The organism is Actinophytocola xinjiangensis (assembly GCF_001921215.1).
Classification (GTDB): Bacteria; Actinomycetota; Actinomycetes; order Mycobacteriales; family Pseudonocardiaceae; genus Actinophytocola; species Actinophytocola xinjiangensis.
This window is the reverse complement of the sequence record NZ_MSIF01000026.1, coordinates 87,446-102,308: the sequence shown is the minus strand read 5'-3', so window position 1 is coordinate 102,308 and position 14,863 is coordinate 87,446. Positions and strand designations below refer to the sequence as shown.

The 14,863-nt window shown below is 72.6% G+C and carries 12 protein-coding genes; 7 read left to right on the top strand and 5 right to left on the bottom strand.

The genetic code is table 11. The features are described 5' to 3' along the window. Positions 1 to 4: 4 nt before the first annotated feature. Genes BLA60_RS35190 through BLA60_RS35170 form a run of 5 tightly spaced genes read left to right on the top strand, consistent with a single transcriptional unit; the run spans position 5 to position 6,228 of the window. Entirely contained in the window at positions 5 to 955 is a 951-nt protein-coding gene (locus BLA60_RS35190) for an ABC transporter permease (RefSeq protein ID WP_075137384.1), read from the top strand. Beyond that, positions 952 to 2,841 (top strand): dipeptide/oligopeptide/nickel ABC transporter permease/ATP-binding protein, encoded by a 1,890-nt coding sequence (locus tag BLA60_RS35185; RefSeq protein ID WP_075137383.1) that lies wholly within the window; start codon positions 952 to 954, stop codon positions 2,839 to 2,841. Before BLA60_RS35190 ends, BLA60_RS35185 begins: the two co-directional genes overlap by 4 nt. After that, on the top strand, positions 2,838 to 3,635 hold the full coding sequence (locus BLA60_RS35180) for an ABC transporter ATP-binding protein (RefSeq protein WP_211288953.1): 798 nt from the start codon (positions 2,838 to 2,840) through the stop codon (positions 3,633 to 3,635). The genes BLA60_RS35185 and BLA60_RS35180 overlap by 4 nt, the downstream gene beginning before the upstream one ends. After that, positions 3,632 to 4,786 carry a M20 metallopeptidase family protein gene (locus BLA60_RS35175; protein ID WP_075137382.1) on the top strand — a complete coding sequence of 385 codons (1,155 nt, stop codon included), beginning with the start codon at positions 3,632 to 3,634 and terminating at the stop codon, positions 4,784 to 4,786. The genes BLA60_RS35180 and BLA60_RS35175 overlap by 4 nt, the downstream gene beginning before the upstream one ends. Further along, positions 4,783 to 6,228 (top strand): S10 family peptidase, encoded by a 1,446-nt coding sequence (locus BLA60_RS35170; RefSeq protein WP_075137381.1) that lies wholly within the window; start codon positions 4,783 to 4,785, stop codon positions 6,226 to 6,228. The genes BLA60_RS35175 and BLA60_RS35170 overlap by 4 nt, the downstream gene beginning before the upstream one ends. Here BLA60_RS35170 and BLA60_RS35165 read toward each other — a convergent pair. Genes BLA60_RS35165 through BLA60_RS35155 form a run of 3 tightly spaced genes read right to left on the bottom strand, consistent with a single transcriptional unit; the run spans position 6,225 to position 8,580 of the window. Then, positions 6,225 to 6,602 carry a DUF2255 family protein gene (locus tag BLA60_RS35165; protein WP_075137380.1) on the bottom strand — a complete coding sequence of 126 codons (378 nt, stop codon included), beginning with the start codon at positions 6,600 to 6,602 and terminating at the stop codon, positions 6,225 to 6,227. The genes BLA60_RS35170 and BLA60_RS35165 overlap by 4 nt on opposite strands. After that, positions 6,575 to 7,135 (bottom strand): anthrone oxygenase family protein, encoded by a 561-nt coding sequence (locus BLA60_RS35160; protein WP_084735746.1) that lies wholly within the window; start codon positions 7,133 to 7,135, stop codon positions 6,575 to 6,577. Before BLA60_RS35160 ends, BLA60_RS35165 begins: the two co-directional genes overlap by 28 nt. 14 nt (positions 7,136 to 7,149) lie before the next feature. Next, positions 7,150 to 8,580, bottom strand: a complete 1,431-nt coding sequence (locus BLA60_RS35155; RefSeq protein ID WP_162293058.1) for an amidohydrolase family protein — start codon at positions 8,578 to 8,580, stop codon at positions 7,150 to 7,152. Positions 8,581 to 8,617: 37 nt separating this feature from the next. Between BLA60_RS35155 and BLA60_RS35150 the strand changes: the two genes are divergently transcribed. After that, positions 8,618 to 9,226: a TetR/AcrR family transcriptional regulator gene (locus tag BLA60_RS35150; protein ID WP_084735770.1), complete on the top strand. Its 609-nt coding sequence runs from the start codon at positions 8,618 to 8,620 to the stop codon at positions 9,224 to 9,226. 17 nt (positions 9,227 to 9,243) lie between these two features. Here BLA60_RS35150 and BLA60_RS35145 read toward each other — a convergent pair whose 3' ends face one another. Both BLA60_RS35145 and BLA60_RS35140 read right to left on the bottom strand, forming a co-directional pair. Beyond that, positions 9,244 to 9,771 carry a winged helix-turn-helix domain-containing protein gene (locus BLA60_RS35145; protein WP_075137378.1) on the bottom strand — a complete coding sequence of 176 codons (528 nt, stop codon included), beginning with the start codon at positions 9,769 to 9,771 and terminating at the stop codon, positions 9,244 to 9,246. Then, entirely contained in the window at positions 9,768 to 10,559 is a 792-nt protein-coding gene (locus BLA60_RS35140) for a TrmB family transcriptional regulator (RefSeq protein WP_075137377.1), read from the bottom strand. Before BLA60_RS35140 ends, BLA60_RS35145 begins: the two co-directional genes overlap by 4 nt. Before the next feature lie 163 nt (positions 10,560 to 10,722). Between BLA60_RS35140 and BLA60_RS35135 the strand changes: the two genes are divergently transcribed. Beyond that, complete coding sequence (locus BLA60_RS35135; RefSeq protein WP_084735739.1) at positions 10,723 to 14,817, top strand: S8 family serine peptidase; 4,095 nt, start codon at positions 10,723 to 10,725, stop codon at positions 14,815 to 14,817. Positions 14,818 to 14,863 lie beyond the last annotated feature (46 nt).

Below are 14,863 nucleotides of genomic sequence, written 5' to 3'. Positions count from 1 at the left end.
GGGCATGAACCCCTGGGTGTCGTTCCTGCTCCGGCGCACCACGCGGGTGGTGGTGGCGATGCTGGTCATCGTCACCATCGCCTTCGGGGTCCTGCGCCTGGCCGGCGGCGACCCGGTGCGCGCGGCGCTCGGCCCGACCGCGCCGGCCAGCGTGGTCGACGAGCGGCGGGCCCAGCTCGGGCTGGACGACCCGGTCCTGGAGCAGTACGTCAACTACCTCGGCGACCTGCTCCACGGTGACCTCGGCACCTCGCTGGTCACCGGCCGCTCGGTGTCGGACCTGGTCGGCAACCGGCTGATGCCGACGCTGGAACTGGCGGGGCTGGCGTTCGTCGTGGCGCTGGTGTTCGCCGTGCTGATCGGGTTGTGCGTCGCGGTGTTCACCCAGGGGCACCGCCGCCGGGGTCTGGAGCTGGCGTTCACCGGCGTGTCCGGGTTCCTGGCCGCCATCCCCGAGTACCTGCTCGGTGTGCTGCTGGTGATCGGGTTCGCGATCACCGTCGCGGTGTTCCCGGTCGCCGGGCAGGGCGGACCGGACTCCTACGTCCTGCCGGTGATCGCGCTGGCGGTCTCGGCCACGGCCGGGCTGTCGCGGATCGCGCGGATCGAGGCGCTGAACACCCTGCGCGACGACTACGTGCGCACCGCGCGGGCCAAGCGGATCCCGCCGTGGCGGGTCTACCTGCGCCACGCGCTGCCCAACATGCTCACCGGGACGCTGACCATCGGCGGCACACTGCTGGCGACCATGATCACCAGCAGTGTGCTGGTCGAGCAGGTCTTCAACTGGCCCGGCATGGGCACCGCCTTCGTCCAGGCGATCGTCACCAAGGACTACGGCATCGTGCAGGGCCTGGCGCTCGTCTACGCGGCGATCGTGCTGGTGGTCAACCTGCTGGTGGACCTGGTCCTGGCGCTGCTCGACCGCCGCACCACCCTGCTGGAGACCGGATGACCGCCCGCGCGCGTCTGTTCAGGGCGCCGATGACGATCGCCTCGCTGGTGCTGGTGTGCCTGTTCGGGATCCTGGCGGTGGTCGCGCCGATCCTGTGGGGCGAGGAGGCGCTCACCGCCCGGCCGACCGAACTGCTCCAGGGCCCCAGCGCCGAGCACCTGCTCGGCACCGACAACCTCGGCCGCGACCTGCTGCTGCGCACGCTGGTCGCCACCCGGCTCTCGCTGGGCCTCGCGGTGCTCGCCACGCTGCTCGCGGCCGTGGCCGGGGTGCTGGTCGGCGGGCTGCCGGCGGTGCTGGGCGGGCGGGTGCAGCGGACGTTCGGCGCGGTGATCAACACCTGGCTGGCGTTCCCGGTGCTGCTGCTGGCGATGCTGGTCGCGATCCTGCTGGGCGCCGGGACGACGACGGCGGTGCTGGCGCTGGTGCTGACCATGACCCCGTCGTTCGCCCGGCTGGCCCAGACGCTGGCCTCGCGGGTGGGTGGCTCGGAGTACCTGGCGGCCGCGCGGATGCTCGGGGTGTCGCGGCGGCGCCAGTTCACCCGCTACGTGCTGCCCAACATCGCCGAGCCGGTGATCGTGAACGTGACGATCTCGATCGGCGGCGGGCTGCTGGCGCTGTCGAGCCTGAGCTTCCTGGGCGTCGGCGTGCAGCCCCCGGACTACGACTGGGGCCGGCTGCTCAAGGACGGCTTCGCCCAGGTGTACAACTCGCCGACCGCGGTGATCGGCCCGGCGGTGGCGGTCGTGCTGGCCGGGGTGGCCTTCGGGGCGCTGGGCGAGTCCCTGGCCGGGCACCTGCGCGGCCAGGACCACGGCCACACCGGCGGCCGGCGCGGCCCGGCCCCCGGCCCCGGACCCGGCTCCGGACCTGACGGCGGCCAACCGTCCACACCGGACACCCTGCTGGAGGTCGACGGCCTGTCGGTCGCCTTCCCCGGCGAGCACGGCTGGGTGCGACCGGTGCGCGACGTGTCGCTGACCATCCGGGCCGGTGAGATCGTCGGCGTCGCCGGCGAGTCCGGCAGTGGCAAGTCGGTGACCATGATGGCCATCGCCCAGCTCAGCGCCCCCGGAGCCGAGGTCGCCGCCCGCACGCTGCGCTTCGGCGACGAGGACCTGACCCTGCTGCGCGGCCGGGCGCTGCGCGGCGCGCTGACCGGGGTCGGCGTGGTGTTCCAGGACTCGCTGACCGCGCTCAACCCGGCGATGCGGGTCGGCGCGCAGCTGGCCGAGGTGCCACGCACCCAGCGTGGCGTCGCGCGTCGGCAGGCCAACCGGGACGCCGTCGCCGCGCTGGACGCGGTCGCCATCCCCGACCCCGCGCGGCGCGCCGGCCAGTTCCCGCACGAGCTGTCCGGCGGCATGCGCCAGCGCGCGCTGATCGCCATGTCCCAGATCGGCCGGCCGTCGCTGATCATCGCCGACGAGCCGACGACCGCCCTGGACGTCACCGTGGCGCGGCGGGTGATGCGCCTGCTGCGCCGCGAGTGCGACCGCACCGGGGCCGCCGTACTGGTGTCCTCGCACGACATCGCCGTGCTCGGCGAGCTGTGCCAGCGCGTGCTGGTGATGTACGCCGGCCGGGTCGTGGAGGACGTGCCGGTCGACGCGCTGCGCGACCCGGCGCGGCTGGCCCACCCCTACACGCGTGCGCTGGTCGCCGCCCTGCCCGACCTGGACAGCGACCGCGACGCCCCGCTGGCCACCATCCCCGGTGAGCCGCCCGACCCGGCCGACCCGGCGCCTGGCTGCGGGTTCGCCGCCCGCTGCGCGCTGGCCACCGACCGGTGCCGCGCCGAGGTCCCGGAGCTGACCGGCCACCGCCACGGCGGCCGGGTCGCCTGCTGGCATCCACAGGACCGGGAGGTGGTGAGGTCGTGAGTGCCCTGGACGTCACCGATCTGACCGTGCGGTTCGGCCGGGGCGCCGGGGCGCTGGTCGCCGTCGACGGCGTGAACCTGCGGGTCGAGTCCGGCGGGGTGCTGGGCCTGGTCGGCGAGTCCGGCTCGGGCAAGTCGACCATCGCCCGCGTGGTCGCCGGCCTGCGCCGGCCCAGCGCGGGGACGGTGACCGTCGACGGTCGCGACGTCACCGGCCGGCGGCTGCCGGCGCGGGAGCGGGCCCGGCTGATCCAGATGATCTTCCAGGACCCGTACTCGTCGCTGAACCCGAGGATGACCGTCGGCGAGACCATCGAGGAGGCGCTGGCCGCCCGCGAGGAGCAGGACGCCGCCGCCCGCCGGGCCGGCGCCCGCGAACTGCTCGACCTGGTGCGGCTCAAGGCCACCGTCGCCCAGGCGTATCCGCGTCAGCTCTCCGGCGGCATGCGCCAGCGGGTGGCGATCGCCCGGTGTCTGGCGGTCAAGCCGAAGGTGATCGTCGCCGACGAGATCACCTCCGCGCTGGACGCCTCCGTGCAGGGCTCGGTGCTCAACCTGCTGCGCGACCTGCGCGCCGAACTCGGCCTGTCGATGCTGTTCATCAGCCACAACCTCGCCGTGGTCCGCTACCTGGCCGACCGGATCGCGGTGATGCACCACGGCCGCATCGTCGAGGAGGGCCCCAGCGACGAGATCGTGCACGCCCCCCGACACGAGTACACCGCCACCCTCGTCGGCGCCGTCCCCAGCCTGGACAACGCCGGCACCGACGTACTGACAAGGGACGAACCGTGACAGATCTGGTTGAGCTGCGCAGAGCCATTCACGCTGAGCCGGAGATCGGGCTCGACCTGCCGGCGACCCAGCGCCGGGTGCTGGACGCGCTGGCCCCGCTCGACCTGGAGATCACCCTCGGTGAGGGTCTCAGCTCGGTGGTCGCCGTGCTGCGCGGCGCCCACCCCGGGCCGGTGGTGCTGCTGCGCGGCGACATGGACGCCCTGCCGCTGCGTGAGGAGACCGGCCTGCCCTACGCGTCGACCAACGGCGCCATGCACGCCTGCGGCCACGACCTGCACACCGCCGGCCTGGTCGGCGCCGCGCACCTGCTCGCCGCCCGCCGCGCCGACCTGCACGGCTCGGTCGTGTTCATGTTCCAGCCCGGCGAGGAAACCGGCCAGGGCGCGGCGCTGATGATCGAGGAGGGCGTGCTGGACGCCGCCGGCCGCCTGCCCGACGCCGCCTACGCGGTGCACGTCGTGCCGGGGGAGCGCGGCGTGTTCTCCACCCGGCCCGGCCCGCTGATGGCCGGCGCGCTGGAACTGCGGGTGAGCGTGCGCGGCCAGGGCGGGCACGCCAGCGAACCGCACCAGGCCCGCAACCCGGTGCCGGCCGTGACCGCCGCCGTGGACGCCCTGCACACCTTCGTCACCCGCCGGTTCAGCGTGTTCGACCCGGTGGTGCTGACCGTCACGGCGCTGTCGGCCGGCGGCCCGGCGCTCAACATCATCGCCGAGCAGGCCGGCTTCGGCGGCAGCGTCCGGGTACTGTCGGCCGAGTCGCTGGCGCGCGTGCGGGCGGAGATCCCGCCGCTGGTCGAGTCGATCGCCGCCGCCCACGGCTGCACCGCCGAGGTCGACCTCGACCTGGTCTGCCCGCCGACCACCAACGACGAGCACCTGGCCACCGAGGTCCTCGACGTGCTGCGCGCGCGGTTCGGCGAGGACCGGGTGCGGGTCACCCCCGAGGCGGTGATGGGCGGCGAGGACTTCTCGCACGTGCTCGCCAGGGTGCCCGGGGTGTACTTCTTCCTGCGGGCCACCCCGCCCACGGCGCCGCAGGTGTCCAACCACAGCCCGACGGCCAGCTTCGACGACTCGGTGCTCGCCGACCAGGCGGCCGCCCTCGCCGCCCTGGCCCTGCGTCACCTGGAAGGACCGACACCGTGACCGAGACCGACCCGGCCGAGGTGGAGCGCAGCGTGCGCACCACGCACACCCTGGAACTGGCCGGCACCACGCTGCGTTACCACGCCGACGCCGGCACCGTCCGCATCCGCCGCGACGACCACAGCCCGCTGGCCGACGTGTTCTACCTGGCGTACCGGGCGGTCGCCGAGCCGGGCGCGGCGCCCCGGCCGCTGACGTTCGCGTTCAACGGCGGGCCGGGCTCGGCCAGCCTGTGGCTCAACATCGGCGGCTTCGGCCCCCGACGGGTGCCGACCAGGACACCGCTGGCGACCCCGCCCGCGCCCTACGAGTTCGCCGACAACCCGCACAGCCTGCTGGCCGTCAGCGACCTGGTGTTCATCGACGCCGTCGGCACCGGCTACTCCCGCCTGGCCGGCGACGGCCGCCCCGACGAGGTGTGGGGCGTCGACCAGGACGTCGAGGCGTTCACCAGGGCGATCCTGCGCTACCTGACGGTCACCGACTCGTGGCACCGGCCGAGGTACCTGTTCGGCGAGTCCTACGGCACCACCCGGGCCGCCGCGCTCGTCCACCGCCTGCAGAACCTGGGGGTGGACTTCAACGGCGTGGTGCTGCTCTCGACCCTGCTGAACTGGGCGACCAACCAGCCGGGGGTGGACCAGAGCTACGTCAACCTGCTGCCGACCCTGGCGGCCACCGCGCACCACCACGGCCGGTCGGCCACCACCGGCCAGCCGCTGGCCGAGGTGCTGCGCGAGGCCCGCGAGTTCGCCCAGGGCGACTACGCCAGCGCGCTGCAACGCGGCGACACGCTGCCGGCGCGGCGGGAGGCCGAGGTGGCCGGCCGCCTGTCGGAGTTCATCGGCCTGCCGGCGGACTACCTGCTGCGCCGGCGCCTGCGGGTGGAGATGGAGGAGTTCCGCCGCGAGCTGCTGGCGGCCGAGGGCCGGCTGATCGGCCGCTTCGACACCCGCTTCGCCGCCGACCACCAGTACGTCATCGGCACCGGCTCGTTCGACCCGGCCACCGACGACGCGGCCACGGCCGGGGTGAACAGCGCGCACCTGTCCGGGTTCCACACCCACCTGGCGGCCGACCTCGGCTACCGCACCGACCTGCACTACCGGCACCTGCACAACATGACGATCGCCCCGGCGTGGGACTGGCGGCACAAGGCGCCGGGGATCGACGCGCCGCTACAGGTGCCGAACGTGTCGCTGGACCTGTCGGCCGCCCTGCGCCGCAACCCGGCGCTGGGCGTGTACCTGATGGGCGGGGTGTACGACCTGGCGACGCCGTTCTTCGCCGCCGAGTTCGACATCGCGCACCTGTACCTGTCGGAGTCGTTGCGCCGCAACGTCCGCGTGAGCTGGTACGAGTCGGGTCACATGACGTTCGTCGACGAACGGATCGTCGGCCAGATGACCGCCGACCTGACGGGCTTCTACGCCCAGACCTAGGCGCGGACCAGGCGCAGCGTGGTCGAGCGGGCCAGTGGTGTGGTCACGCTGCCGACGATGTCGTCGGCGTAGCGCCGGTACTTGTCGCGGTAGACGTCGTCCAGGGCGTCGTTGAGCCCGGTGTTGTCCACGGTGTCGACGAAGGCCACGTCACTGTCGACCCCACCGGCGGTGACATGCCCCGTGCCGTGGCGGGTTCCCCGGTACCACCCGGCGCCGGGCCCGTTCACCGACCGCACGTACAGGCCCCCGTCGTAGGGCACGACCCAGATGGTCCGCTCCGCCCGCAACGACCCGTCAGCCCGCCGCGTGGCGATCCGCAGTTCCTCGGCCTGGCCGATGCCGGTCAGTTGGTCCCCGGTCCACTCACCCATCGCCGTCCTCCCCGTTGGTCGGTCATCCGAGTGTCCTGGCAACCGGCGCGCCCGGCATCCCCAATCGCCCGGCGAACGTGCGCCGCGCCCGTCGCGGCCCCGATGACCAGGGCGAACGCGGCCAGCGCGGTGAGCGTACGGGTGATGTTGAAGGCGTCCCAGCGACTGAGGATCTCGGCGTGGTCGGCCGGCGGACCCTCGACCGCCCAGACCTTGATCCGGCCGTTGATCGGCACGTTGCCCAGCCGGGTGACCAGGAACGAGGCGATGGCCAGGGCCCCGGCCGCGCCGACCAGCCAGCGCCGCCGGCCCCTGGTCAGGACGGCGAGCGCGACGGTGCTCAGCGCGGCGGTGGCCATGGTGGTCTGCATGACCGGGCCGTTCATCCGCATGAGCGCGGAGTGGAAGGTCAGCCGCACGTCGAGCGGGACGGCGTGGAAGGTGGTGGCGATGTTGACGGCGCCGTAGCCGAACGCGCCGGCGAGCAGGCCGGTGGACAGCAGGGCGAGCGCGGTCACCAGTCGGGTGGGCAACGGTTCTCCTCGGGTCAGTGCGCGGCGACGGCGGCGAGCAGGGCGGCGCGGTCGGCGGGGGACAGGACGCGGCCGCCGGCCAGCACCGTGTGGACGCGGGTGGTGTGGCGGATGTCGGTCAGCGGGTCGGCGTCCAGGACGACGAGGTCGGCGAGTTTGCCGGGCGCGACGGTGCCCAGGTCGCGGTCGAGGTCGAGCAGCCGCGCGGATTCGACGGTGGCCGACGCCAGCGCGCGCAGCGGGGAGAGCCCGGCCAGCACGAGCAGCGCCAACTCCTCGTGCAGCCCGAACGCCGGCAGGACGAACGGCAGGTCGCCGCCGTCGGTCCCGGCGACGACCGGGACGCCGGCCCGGGCCAGTTCGCCGACGAACGCCAGCCGGTGGTCGAGCATGGCGTGCCGCTGGGCGGTTTCCCGTGGGGTGCGGCCGGCCTTGACGATGTTCTCCAGCGCCCACCGCCAACCCTCCACGACGGACTTCGGGACGTACCGGAGCCGGTCGTCGGTCAGGTCGACGTCGTCGGGGCGGTCGAGCACCCGGTACACCGACAGGGTCGGCACGACCGCGGTGCCCCGGCGGGCCAGTCCGGACAGGACGGTCGCCGCCTTCGTCGGGCTGTGGCTGGTGAACGCGGCCCATTCCAGGCGGTGGGTCTCGCGCATCCAGGTGAGCAGGTCCGTGCCGAGGGCACCGTCGGCGATCCGCGCCCGCAGTTCGCGCTCGCGTGTCGAGGTGGCGTACCAGGTGCCGTAGAGGTGTTCGACGCTGCGCTGACCGGCCGTGCTCGCGTCGGTGAGCGGAACCCGGTCCGGCAGGTGCCCGGCGAACGGGATCCGCAGCCGGCGGGCCTCGCCGGCGATCACCCGGTACAGGTCGGCCGGCAGGTTCGAGTACACCTTGACCAGGTCGGCGCCCTCCCGAACGGCGTCGCGGACCGCCGCTTCGGCCTGTGCCTCGGTCTCCACGATGACGGCCGACTCGGGCGACCCGGTGACCCCGTCGATGATCCGGCTGGCGATGACCGACCTCGGCCCGAGCAACGCGCCGCGCCGGACCCGGTCGCGCCACTCGTGGGCCAGTGGTGAGCCGGACATCTCGCGGACCGTGGTGATGCCGTTGGCCAGGTACAGCGGCGGGGTGACCGCCTCGATGGGGAGGCTGTGCACGTGCGCGTCGCACAGCCCCGGGATCACGTACTTCCCGTGCAGGTCGAGGACCGTCGCCGAGGACGGGATCGCCACTCTGCCCACCGCGACGATCCGCTCGCCGTCGATCAGCACGGTCACGCCCCGCCGGGTCGGACCGCCGGTGACGTCCACGACGTTCACCCCGGTCAGCGCGGTCATGGTGGTCGCCGCGGCCGTCCTGCTCGCCGGTACGGCCGCGGTCGTCGCCAGTACGGCTCCTGCCACCAGCAGTCCCCGTCGCGTCATTATCTCTGACATGCTGTCAAACATAAGTGCGTGAGCTAACCTTGACAATGTGTCCGAGATAACGGAGCCCCGGCGACGGCGACGGCGTACCGACGCCACCCGCAGCGTCGAGGCGATCCTTGGCTCCGCCAAGCAGGTCCTCGCCGAACGTCCGAACGCGAACATGGAGGATGTCGCCGCCGCGGCCAACCTGAGCCGCCAGACGGTCTACGCGCACTTCCGTACCCGGGAACTGCTGATCAGCGCCGTGGTTGACGCGATCGCCGCCGACGCCGCCGCCGCGATGGACGCCGCACGGCTGGACGAAGGGCCCGCCGCGCAGGCCCTGCTGCGCCTGCTCGACGTCAGCTGGCGCACCACCCAGCCGTACTCGGCGCTGCTGGCCACCGTCACACCACTGCCCGACCAGGACGCCGACCGCGTCCGCCACCAGCCGGTGACCGTCCACCTGGAACGCATCCTCGACCGGGGGCAGCGCTGCGGCGAGTTCACCAACGACCAGCCGGTGTCCTGGCTCGCCGCCGCCGTCGTCGCGATCGGCCACACCGCCGGCGGCGCTGTCCACTCAGGACACATGACCCGCGCCGATGCCGCCAAGGCCCTCGCGAACAGTGTCCTGTGGCTCTGCGGAGCGACATCAGGTGCGCCGTCCCCGTAGGGGCCGGCGGGAGGGCGCTAGCGCGCGGGGACCAGGTGCAGGTCGTTGCCCCGGGTGAGGCGGAAGCCGAGGCCGCGGGCGGTGTCGATGCGCAGCGGGAGGTCCCACTGCCGCAGTTTGGCGCGGAGTCGTTTGATCACCGACTGGACCGCGGCCGGGCCGGTGAAGTAGGCCTGGTCCCAGGCGTGGTCGTGCAGTTGGCGGTAGGTGCGCAGGCGTCCGGGCTGGGCGGCCAGGCAGCACAGGACCTTCAGTTCGTGCGGGGTGAGGCGCAGTTGGCGGTGGTGCCAGGTCGCCTCGTGGTGGTGGGGGTCCAGGCGCAGGGCGCCGACTCGGACGACCTCGCGGGGTGGGTCCTCGTCGACGGGGGTGGTGTCGCGGAGGTGGTCGAGGAAGGCGCGGGCGCCGGTGGCGTCGGCGGCCATGACCAGGACGCCGGCGCCGTCGAACAGGGCGGCCAGGCGGGAGCGTTCCTCCGGTGTGTCGCTGATGCACAGGACCACCGACGGGGCGGGTAACTCGTCGGGTCTGGCACTGCCGCTCATGGGTCCTCCGGCCGGTAGGTGTCCATCGGCTCCGCGCTTGCCCACAGGGTGGCGAAGAGGAACTCCAGACCGGCCGCCAGTTCGCCGTGCCGCACGACGATCGCGGCGACGCCCTGCACGCTCGGCGACACCAGCGGCATCAGCACCGTGTGCGAGTCGAACACCGCGAACTTCATCGGCAGGTCACCGGTGTACCACCTGGCCTGTTCGCCCTCCGCCGTCCACTCGTCCAGATGGGCGCGCACCGACGGGTCGGTCAGCGCGCTGCGGTCGTAGATGGCCCGCGTGCGCACGCCCCGGCGCATCGCGGCCAGTTCCTCCTCGTTGCGGCCGCCGATCTGCACCGGGCCGCGCATGACGACGTCGATCGTGTGCCTGGCCTCGGACTGCAGGCGGTCGAAGCGCTCGCCGACGACCTTGGGGGTGCGCAGCAGCTCCAGGATCTCCTGGTCCTCGGCCGCGCCGGTGTCGAACAGTGCGGTCAGCTCCGGCAGGACCTGGTCGACGTGCTCCTCCCGCGCCCGCAGCTCGGCCCGTTCCCGTTCGAGCAGTGCCGGCAGCGCCTGGTGGGGCGGCGCGGCGTGGTAGCGGCTGCTGTACCCGGCGCCCGCCTCGATCAGGCCCTTGTCGGCCAGCGAACGCAGCACCGTGTAGACGCTGCTGCGTGAGGTCCTCGTCCGGTCGGCGATCGTCGCGGCCGGCATCGGTGACTCGCCGAGCAGGCACCGGTAGACCTTCGCCTCGGTCTTCGACAGGCCGAGCAACTCGAGCACCGGCTCGACGTCCATCCATGTTCTCCCAACGTTGGACGACATCCTCCGGTTTGGTGAACGTGCGTGTCAAGACGTTGTCCGGCATCTGGACGACATCCGCCGGACTGCCCGGCAGGTGCCCGGAAAGTGATCAGACTCTGCCCCGGTTTCCCTCGGTCGAGCGACATACCGTCGGCGCATGAGAGCCATTGCCCGTCAGAGCCGGGACAGACGAAGAGTTCTGCACGTGGTCGGCGGCAGCCTCGCCGTGATCATGCTGGCCGCCGGTGTCAGCTCCGCCAGCGCGGCGCCCCCGACCGCCCCCACCCCGCCGCAGACCGCCGCCAAGATCGAGCCGTCGCTGGCTCGGGAGCTGAAGACCTCCGGTGACACCGACTTCTGGGTCCGCCTCGAGGCGCGGGCCGACCTGACCGCCGCGTCCGCGACCGAGGACTGGGCCCAGCGCGGCACCCGCGTCGCCGCCGAGCTGCGCGCCACCGCCGCCGCGAGCCAGGCCGCCGTGCGCGCCGAGCTCGACAGCGCGGGCGTCGACTACACCGCTTTCTGGGCCACCAACGCCATCCACGTGCGCGCCGGCTCCGAGGACCTGGCCACCTCGCTCGCCGCGCGCCCCGACGTGGACGCGGTACGCGCCGAGACCCAGTACGTGCTCCCGACGCCGGACGAGAGCAGCGCCGTGCGCGCGGCCAACGCCGTCGAGTGGGGTATCGCCAACATCAACGCCGACGACGTGTGGTCCCAGTACGGGGTGCGCGGCGCCGGCATCACGGTCGCCAACATCGACACCGGCGTGCAGTACGACCACCCCGCGCTGGTCGGCCAGTACCGGGGCAACAAGGGCGACGGCACGTTCGACCACAACTACAACTGGTTCGACGCCGCCGGCGCGTGCGCCGAGGCCGCGCCGTGCGACTGGAACGGCCACGGCACGCACACCATGGGCACCATGGCCGGTGACGACGGCGCCGACAACCACATCGGTGTCGCGCCCGGCGTGCGGTGGATCGCCGCCAACGGCTGCTGCCCGAGCGACGAGGCGCTGGTCCGGTCGGCGCAGTGGCTGCTGGAGCCGACCGACCTCGCGGGGCAGAACCCGGACGCCGGTCTGCGCCCGCACGTGATCAACAACTCCTGGGGCACCCAGGTCCCGTCGAACGACCCGTTCATGGAGGACGTGTCGGCGGCGTGGACCGCGTCGGGCATCTTCGCGGTGTGGTCCAACGGGAACAACGCGCCCGGCTGCAGGACCGCCGGCAGCCCCGGTAGCCGGATCATCAACTACTCGGTCGGCGCCTACGACGAGAACCACCGCATCGCCGGTTTCTCCAGCCGTGGCACCGGCCAGGACGGCGAGACCAAGCCGAACATCTCCGCGCCCGGCGTGAACGTGCGTTCGGCGCTGCCGGGGAGCAAGTACGGCGCCTACAACGGGACGTCGATGGCCGCGCCGCACGTGGCCGGCACGGTCGCGCTGCTGTGGTCGGGGGCGCCGTCGATGATCGGTGACCTCGCCGGCACCCGCGAGATGCTCGACGGCACGGCCGTGGACACGCCCAACGACGAGTGCGGTGGCACCGACGAGGACAACAACGTCTTCGGCGAGGGCCGGCTGGACGCGTTGGCGCTGCTGGACACCGCGCCGGTGGGGGAGACCGGGGTGCTGCGGGCCAGGATCACCGGCAACGGCGGTCCGGTGGCCGGTGCGACGATCACGTTGGACGGGCCGAACGACCGGGAGCGGGTCACCGGCCCGGACGGCACGCTGACGCTGCCGCTGCGCGTGGGTGACTACACGATGACGGTCACCGCGTTCGGGTACGCCGACCAGACCAGGACGTTCACCGTCGCCACCGGCAAGGAGTCCACTGTGGACGTCTCGCTGCGCGCGCTGCGGACGGTCACGGTGTCCGGCAAGGTCCTCGACGGGTCCGGCCAGGGCTGGCCGCTGTACGCGAAGATCACCGTGCCGGGCATGCCCGGCGGGGTCTTCCACACCAACCCCCGCGACGGCAGCTACCGCATCACCCTTCCGGCTGACGGAAAGTACGTCCTGAAGGTGGAATCACGCTACGACGGCTACCAGGCGGTGACCGAGGAGGTGGCGACCGGCCGCCGCGACGTGCGTCGTGACGTGCGGATGTCGGTCGACGTCGCCAGCTGCACCGCGCCGGGCTACCGCGTCGGCCACGAGGGCCTCCAGGAGACGTTCGACAACGGCCAGCCCGACGGGTGGACGGTCTTGGACAACCTGGGCACCGGCCTGGTGTGGCGCTTCGACGACCCGGGCAAGCGGACGAACCGCACGGGCAGCGACGGCGGCTTCGCCATCATGGACAGCGAGTTCTACGGCTACCCGAACACCCAGGACACGACGCTGGTCAGCCCGGCGGTCGACCTGACCGGCCAGTCGGCGCCGGCGGTGAGCTTCTGGCAGGAGTACGACGACGGCGTGTTCGACGTGGCGTCGGTCGACGTGAGCTACGACGACGGTGCGAGCTGGGAGAACGTGCTCGCACAGTCGGAGCGGGTGCGCGGCCCGAAGCTGGAGACGATCGAACTGCCGAAGGCGGCCAACCAGCAGAAGGTGCGGGTGCGGTTCCACTTCGTCGTCGAGCACTCCAGCGACTGGTGGCAGGTCGACGACGTGCGGATCGGGACCCGGCTGTGCCTGCCGGTGTCCGGCGGTCTGGTCGTCGGTCACGTGACCGACAAGAACACCGGCCAGGTCGTCAACGGCGCCACGGTGTCCACTGTGGACCGCCCGGCTGAGTCGGCGGTCACCGAGGCGACCCCGGACGACCCGTCGGTGGCCGACGGCTTCTACTCCCTGTTCTCCACGGAGCTGGGCCGCCAGCGCTACACCGCGACCTACGACGAGTACCAGACCGCGACCGAGACCCCGAGACTGTCCGCCCACAAGGCGAACTGGGTCGACTTCGCCCTGCCCGCCGGGCGCCTGTCCGTCCGTGACGTGAGTGCCACGGTGGCGCAGGGCAGGTCGACCGAACGCACGCTGACCGTCACCAACACCGGCACCGCCCCGGCGACGGTGGAGTTCAGCGAGCGCACCGGGTCGGTCACCATGGCGTCGCCGGCCGCGACCGGTTCCACCCAGGGCGCCCCGGTCCGCCGGGTCAAGGGCGACTTCTCGCCCCTGGCCCTCGGCACGGCCCCGGCCGCACCGGCGTCGCGTGACCACTACGCCCCGCCGTCCGCACCGTGGGTCAACCTCCCGTCCTACCCGATCTCGATCATGGACAACATGGTCGGCGACCTGGACGGCGCGATCTACTCCGTCGGTGGCGTGGACGGTCAGCGCATCACCGAGAAGGGCTACGTCCTGCGCCCCGGTGCTCAGGACTGGGAGCCGATCGCCGACCTGCCCCAGCCGTTGGAGTCGCCGTCGGGCGCGTTCATCGACGGCCAGTTCTACGTGTCCGGCGGGTGGGGCTCGAACATGCGGGCCACCAAGACCACCTACGCCTACGACCCGTCGACGAACACCTGGCGCACCCTGGCCGACGGCCCGGTCATCGGCGCCGCGGCCGGCAGAACCGTTCACGACGGCAAGCTCTACCTGGTGGGCGGCTGCACGAACGCGTGCGACCACACCGCCGTGCGCCGCTACGACCCGGCGAGCGACACCTGGGAGGTCCTGGCCGACTACCCGGAGCCAACGGCCCACCTGGCGTGCGCTCCCCTCAAGGGCCAGATCTACTGCGCGGGCGGCATCCGCCGGGGTGGAATCACGTGGAAGACCACCTACGCGTACGACCTGAAGGCCAACACCTGGACGAGAAAGGCGGACATGCCCTTCGAGCTGTGGGGCATGGCCTACACGGGCTCGTACGACAGGCTGATCATCTCCGGCGGCATCACCGCCGACGACACCCTGACCAACGAGTCCTTCGCCTACGACCCCGACGACGACCGGTGGACGAGGCTCCCGGCGTCCAACAACGTCGTCTACCGAGGCGGCAGCACCTGCGGCCTCACCAAGGTCGGCGGCTCGAACGGTGTGGGTTTCCAGCCCGTCACCCGCAACGAGATGCTCCCGACCTACGGAGCCTGCACCCCGCAGGACGTCCCCTGGCTGACCGTTGACCAGAAGAAGGTGACCCTGAAGCCGGGCGAGCGGGTCCGCGTCACGGTCGGCTTCACCGCCACCACCCCCGGCACCCACCACGCCGGCATCTGGCTGAAGGAGAACACGCCCTACCTGGCCCACCCCGCCACCGTGACGATGCACGTCAGGCGAACCGGCCGCCCGTAACCCCGACAGTGGGGTGGTGCCGGCATGACCTGCCGGCACCACCCCA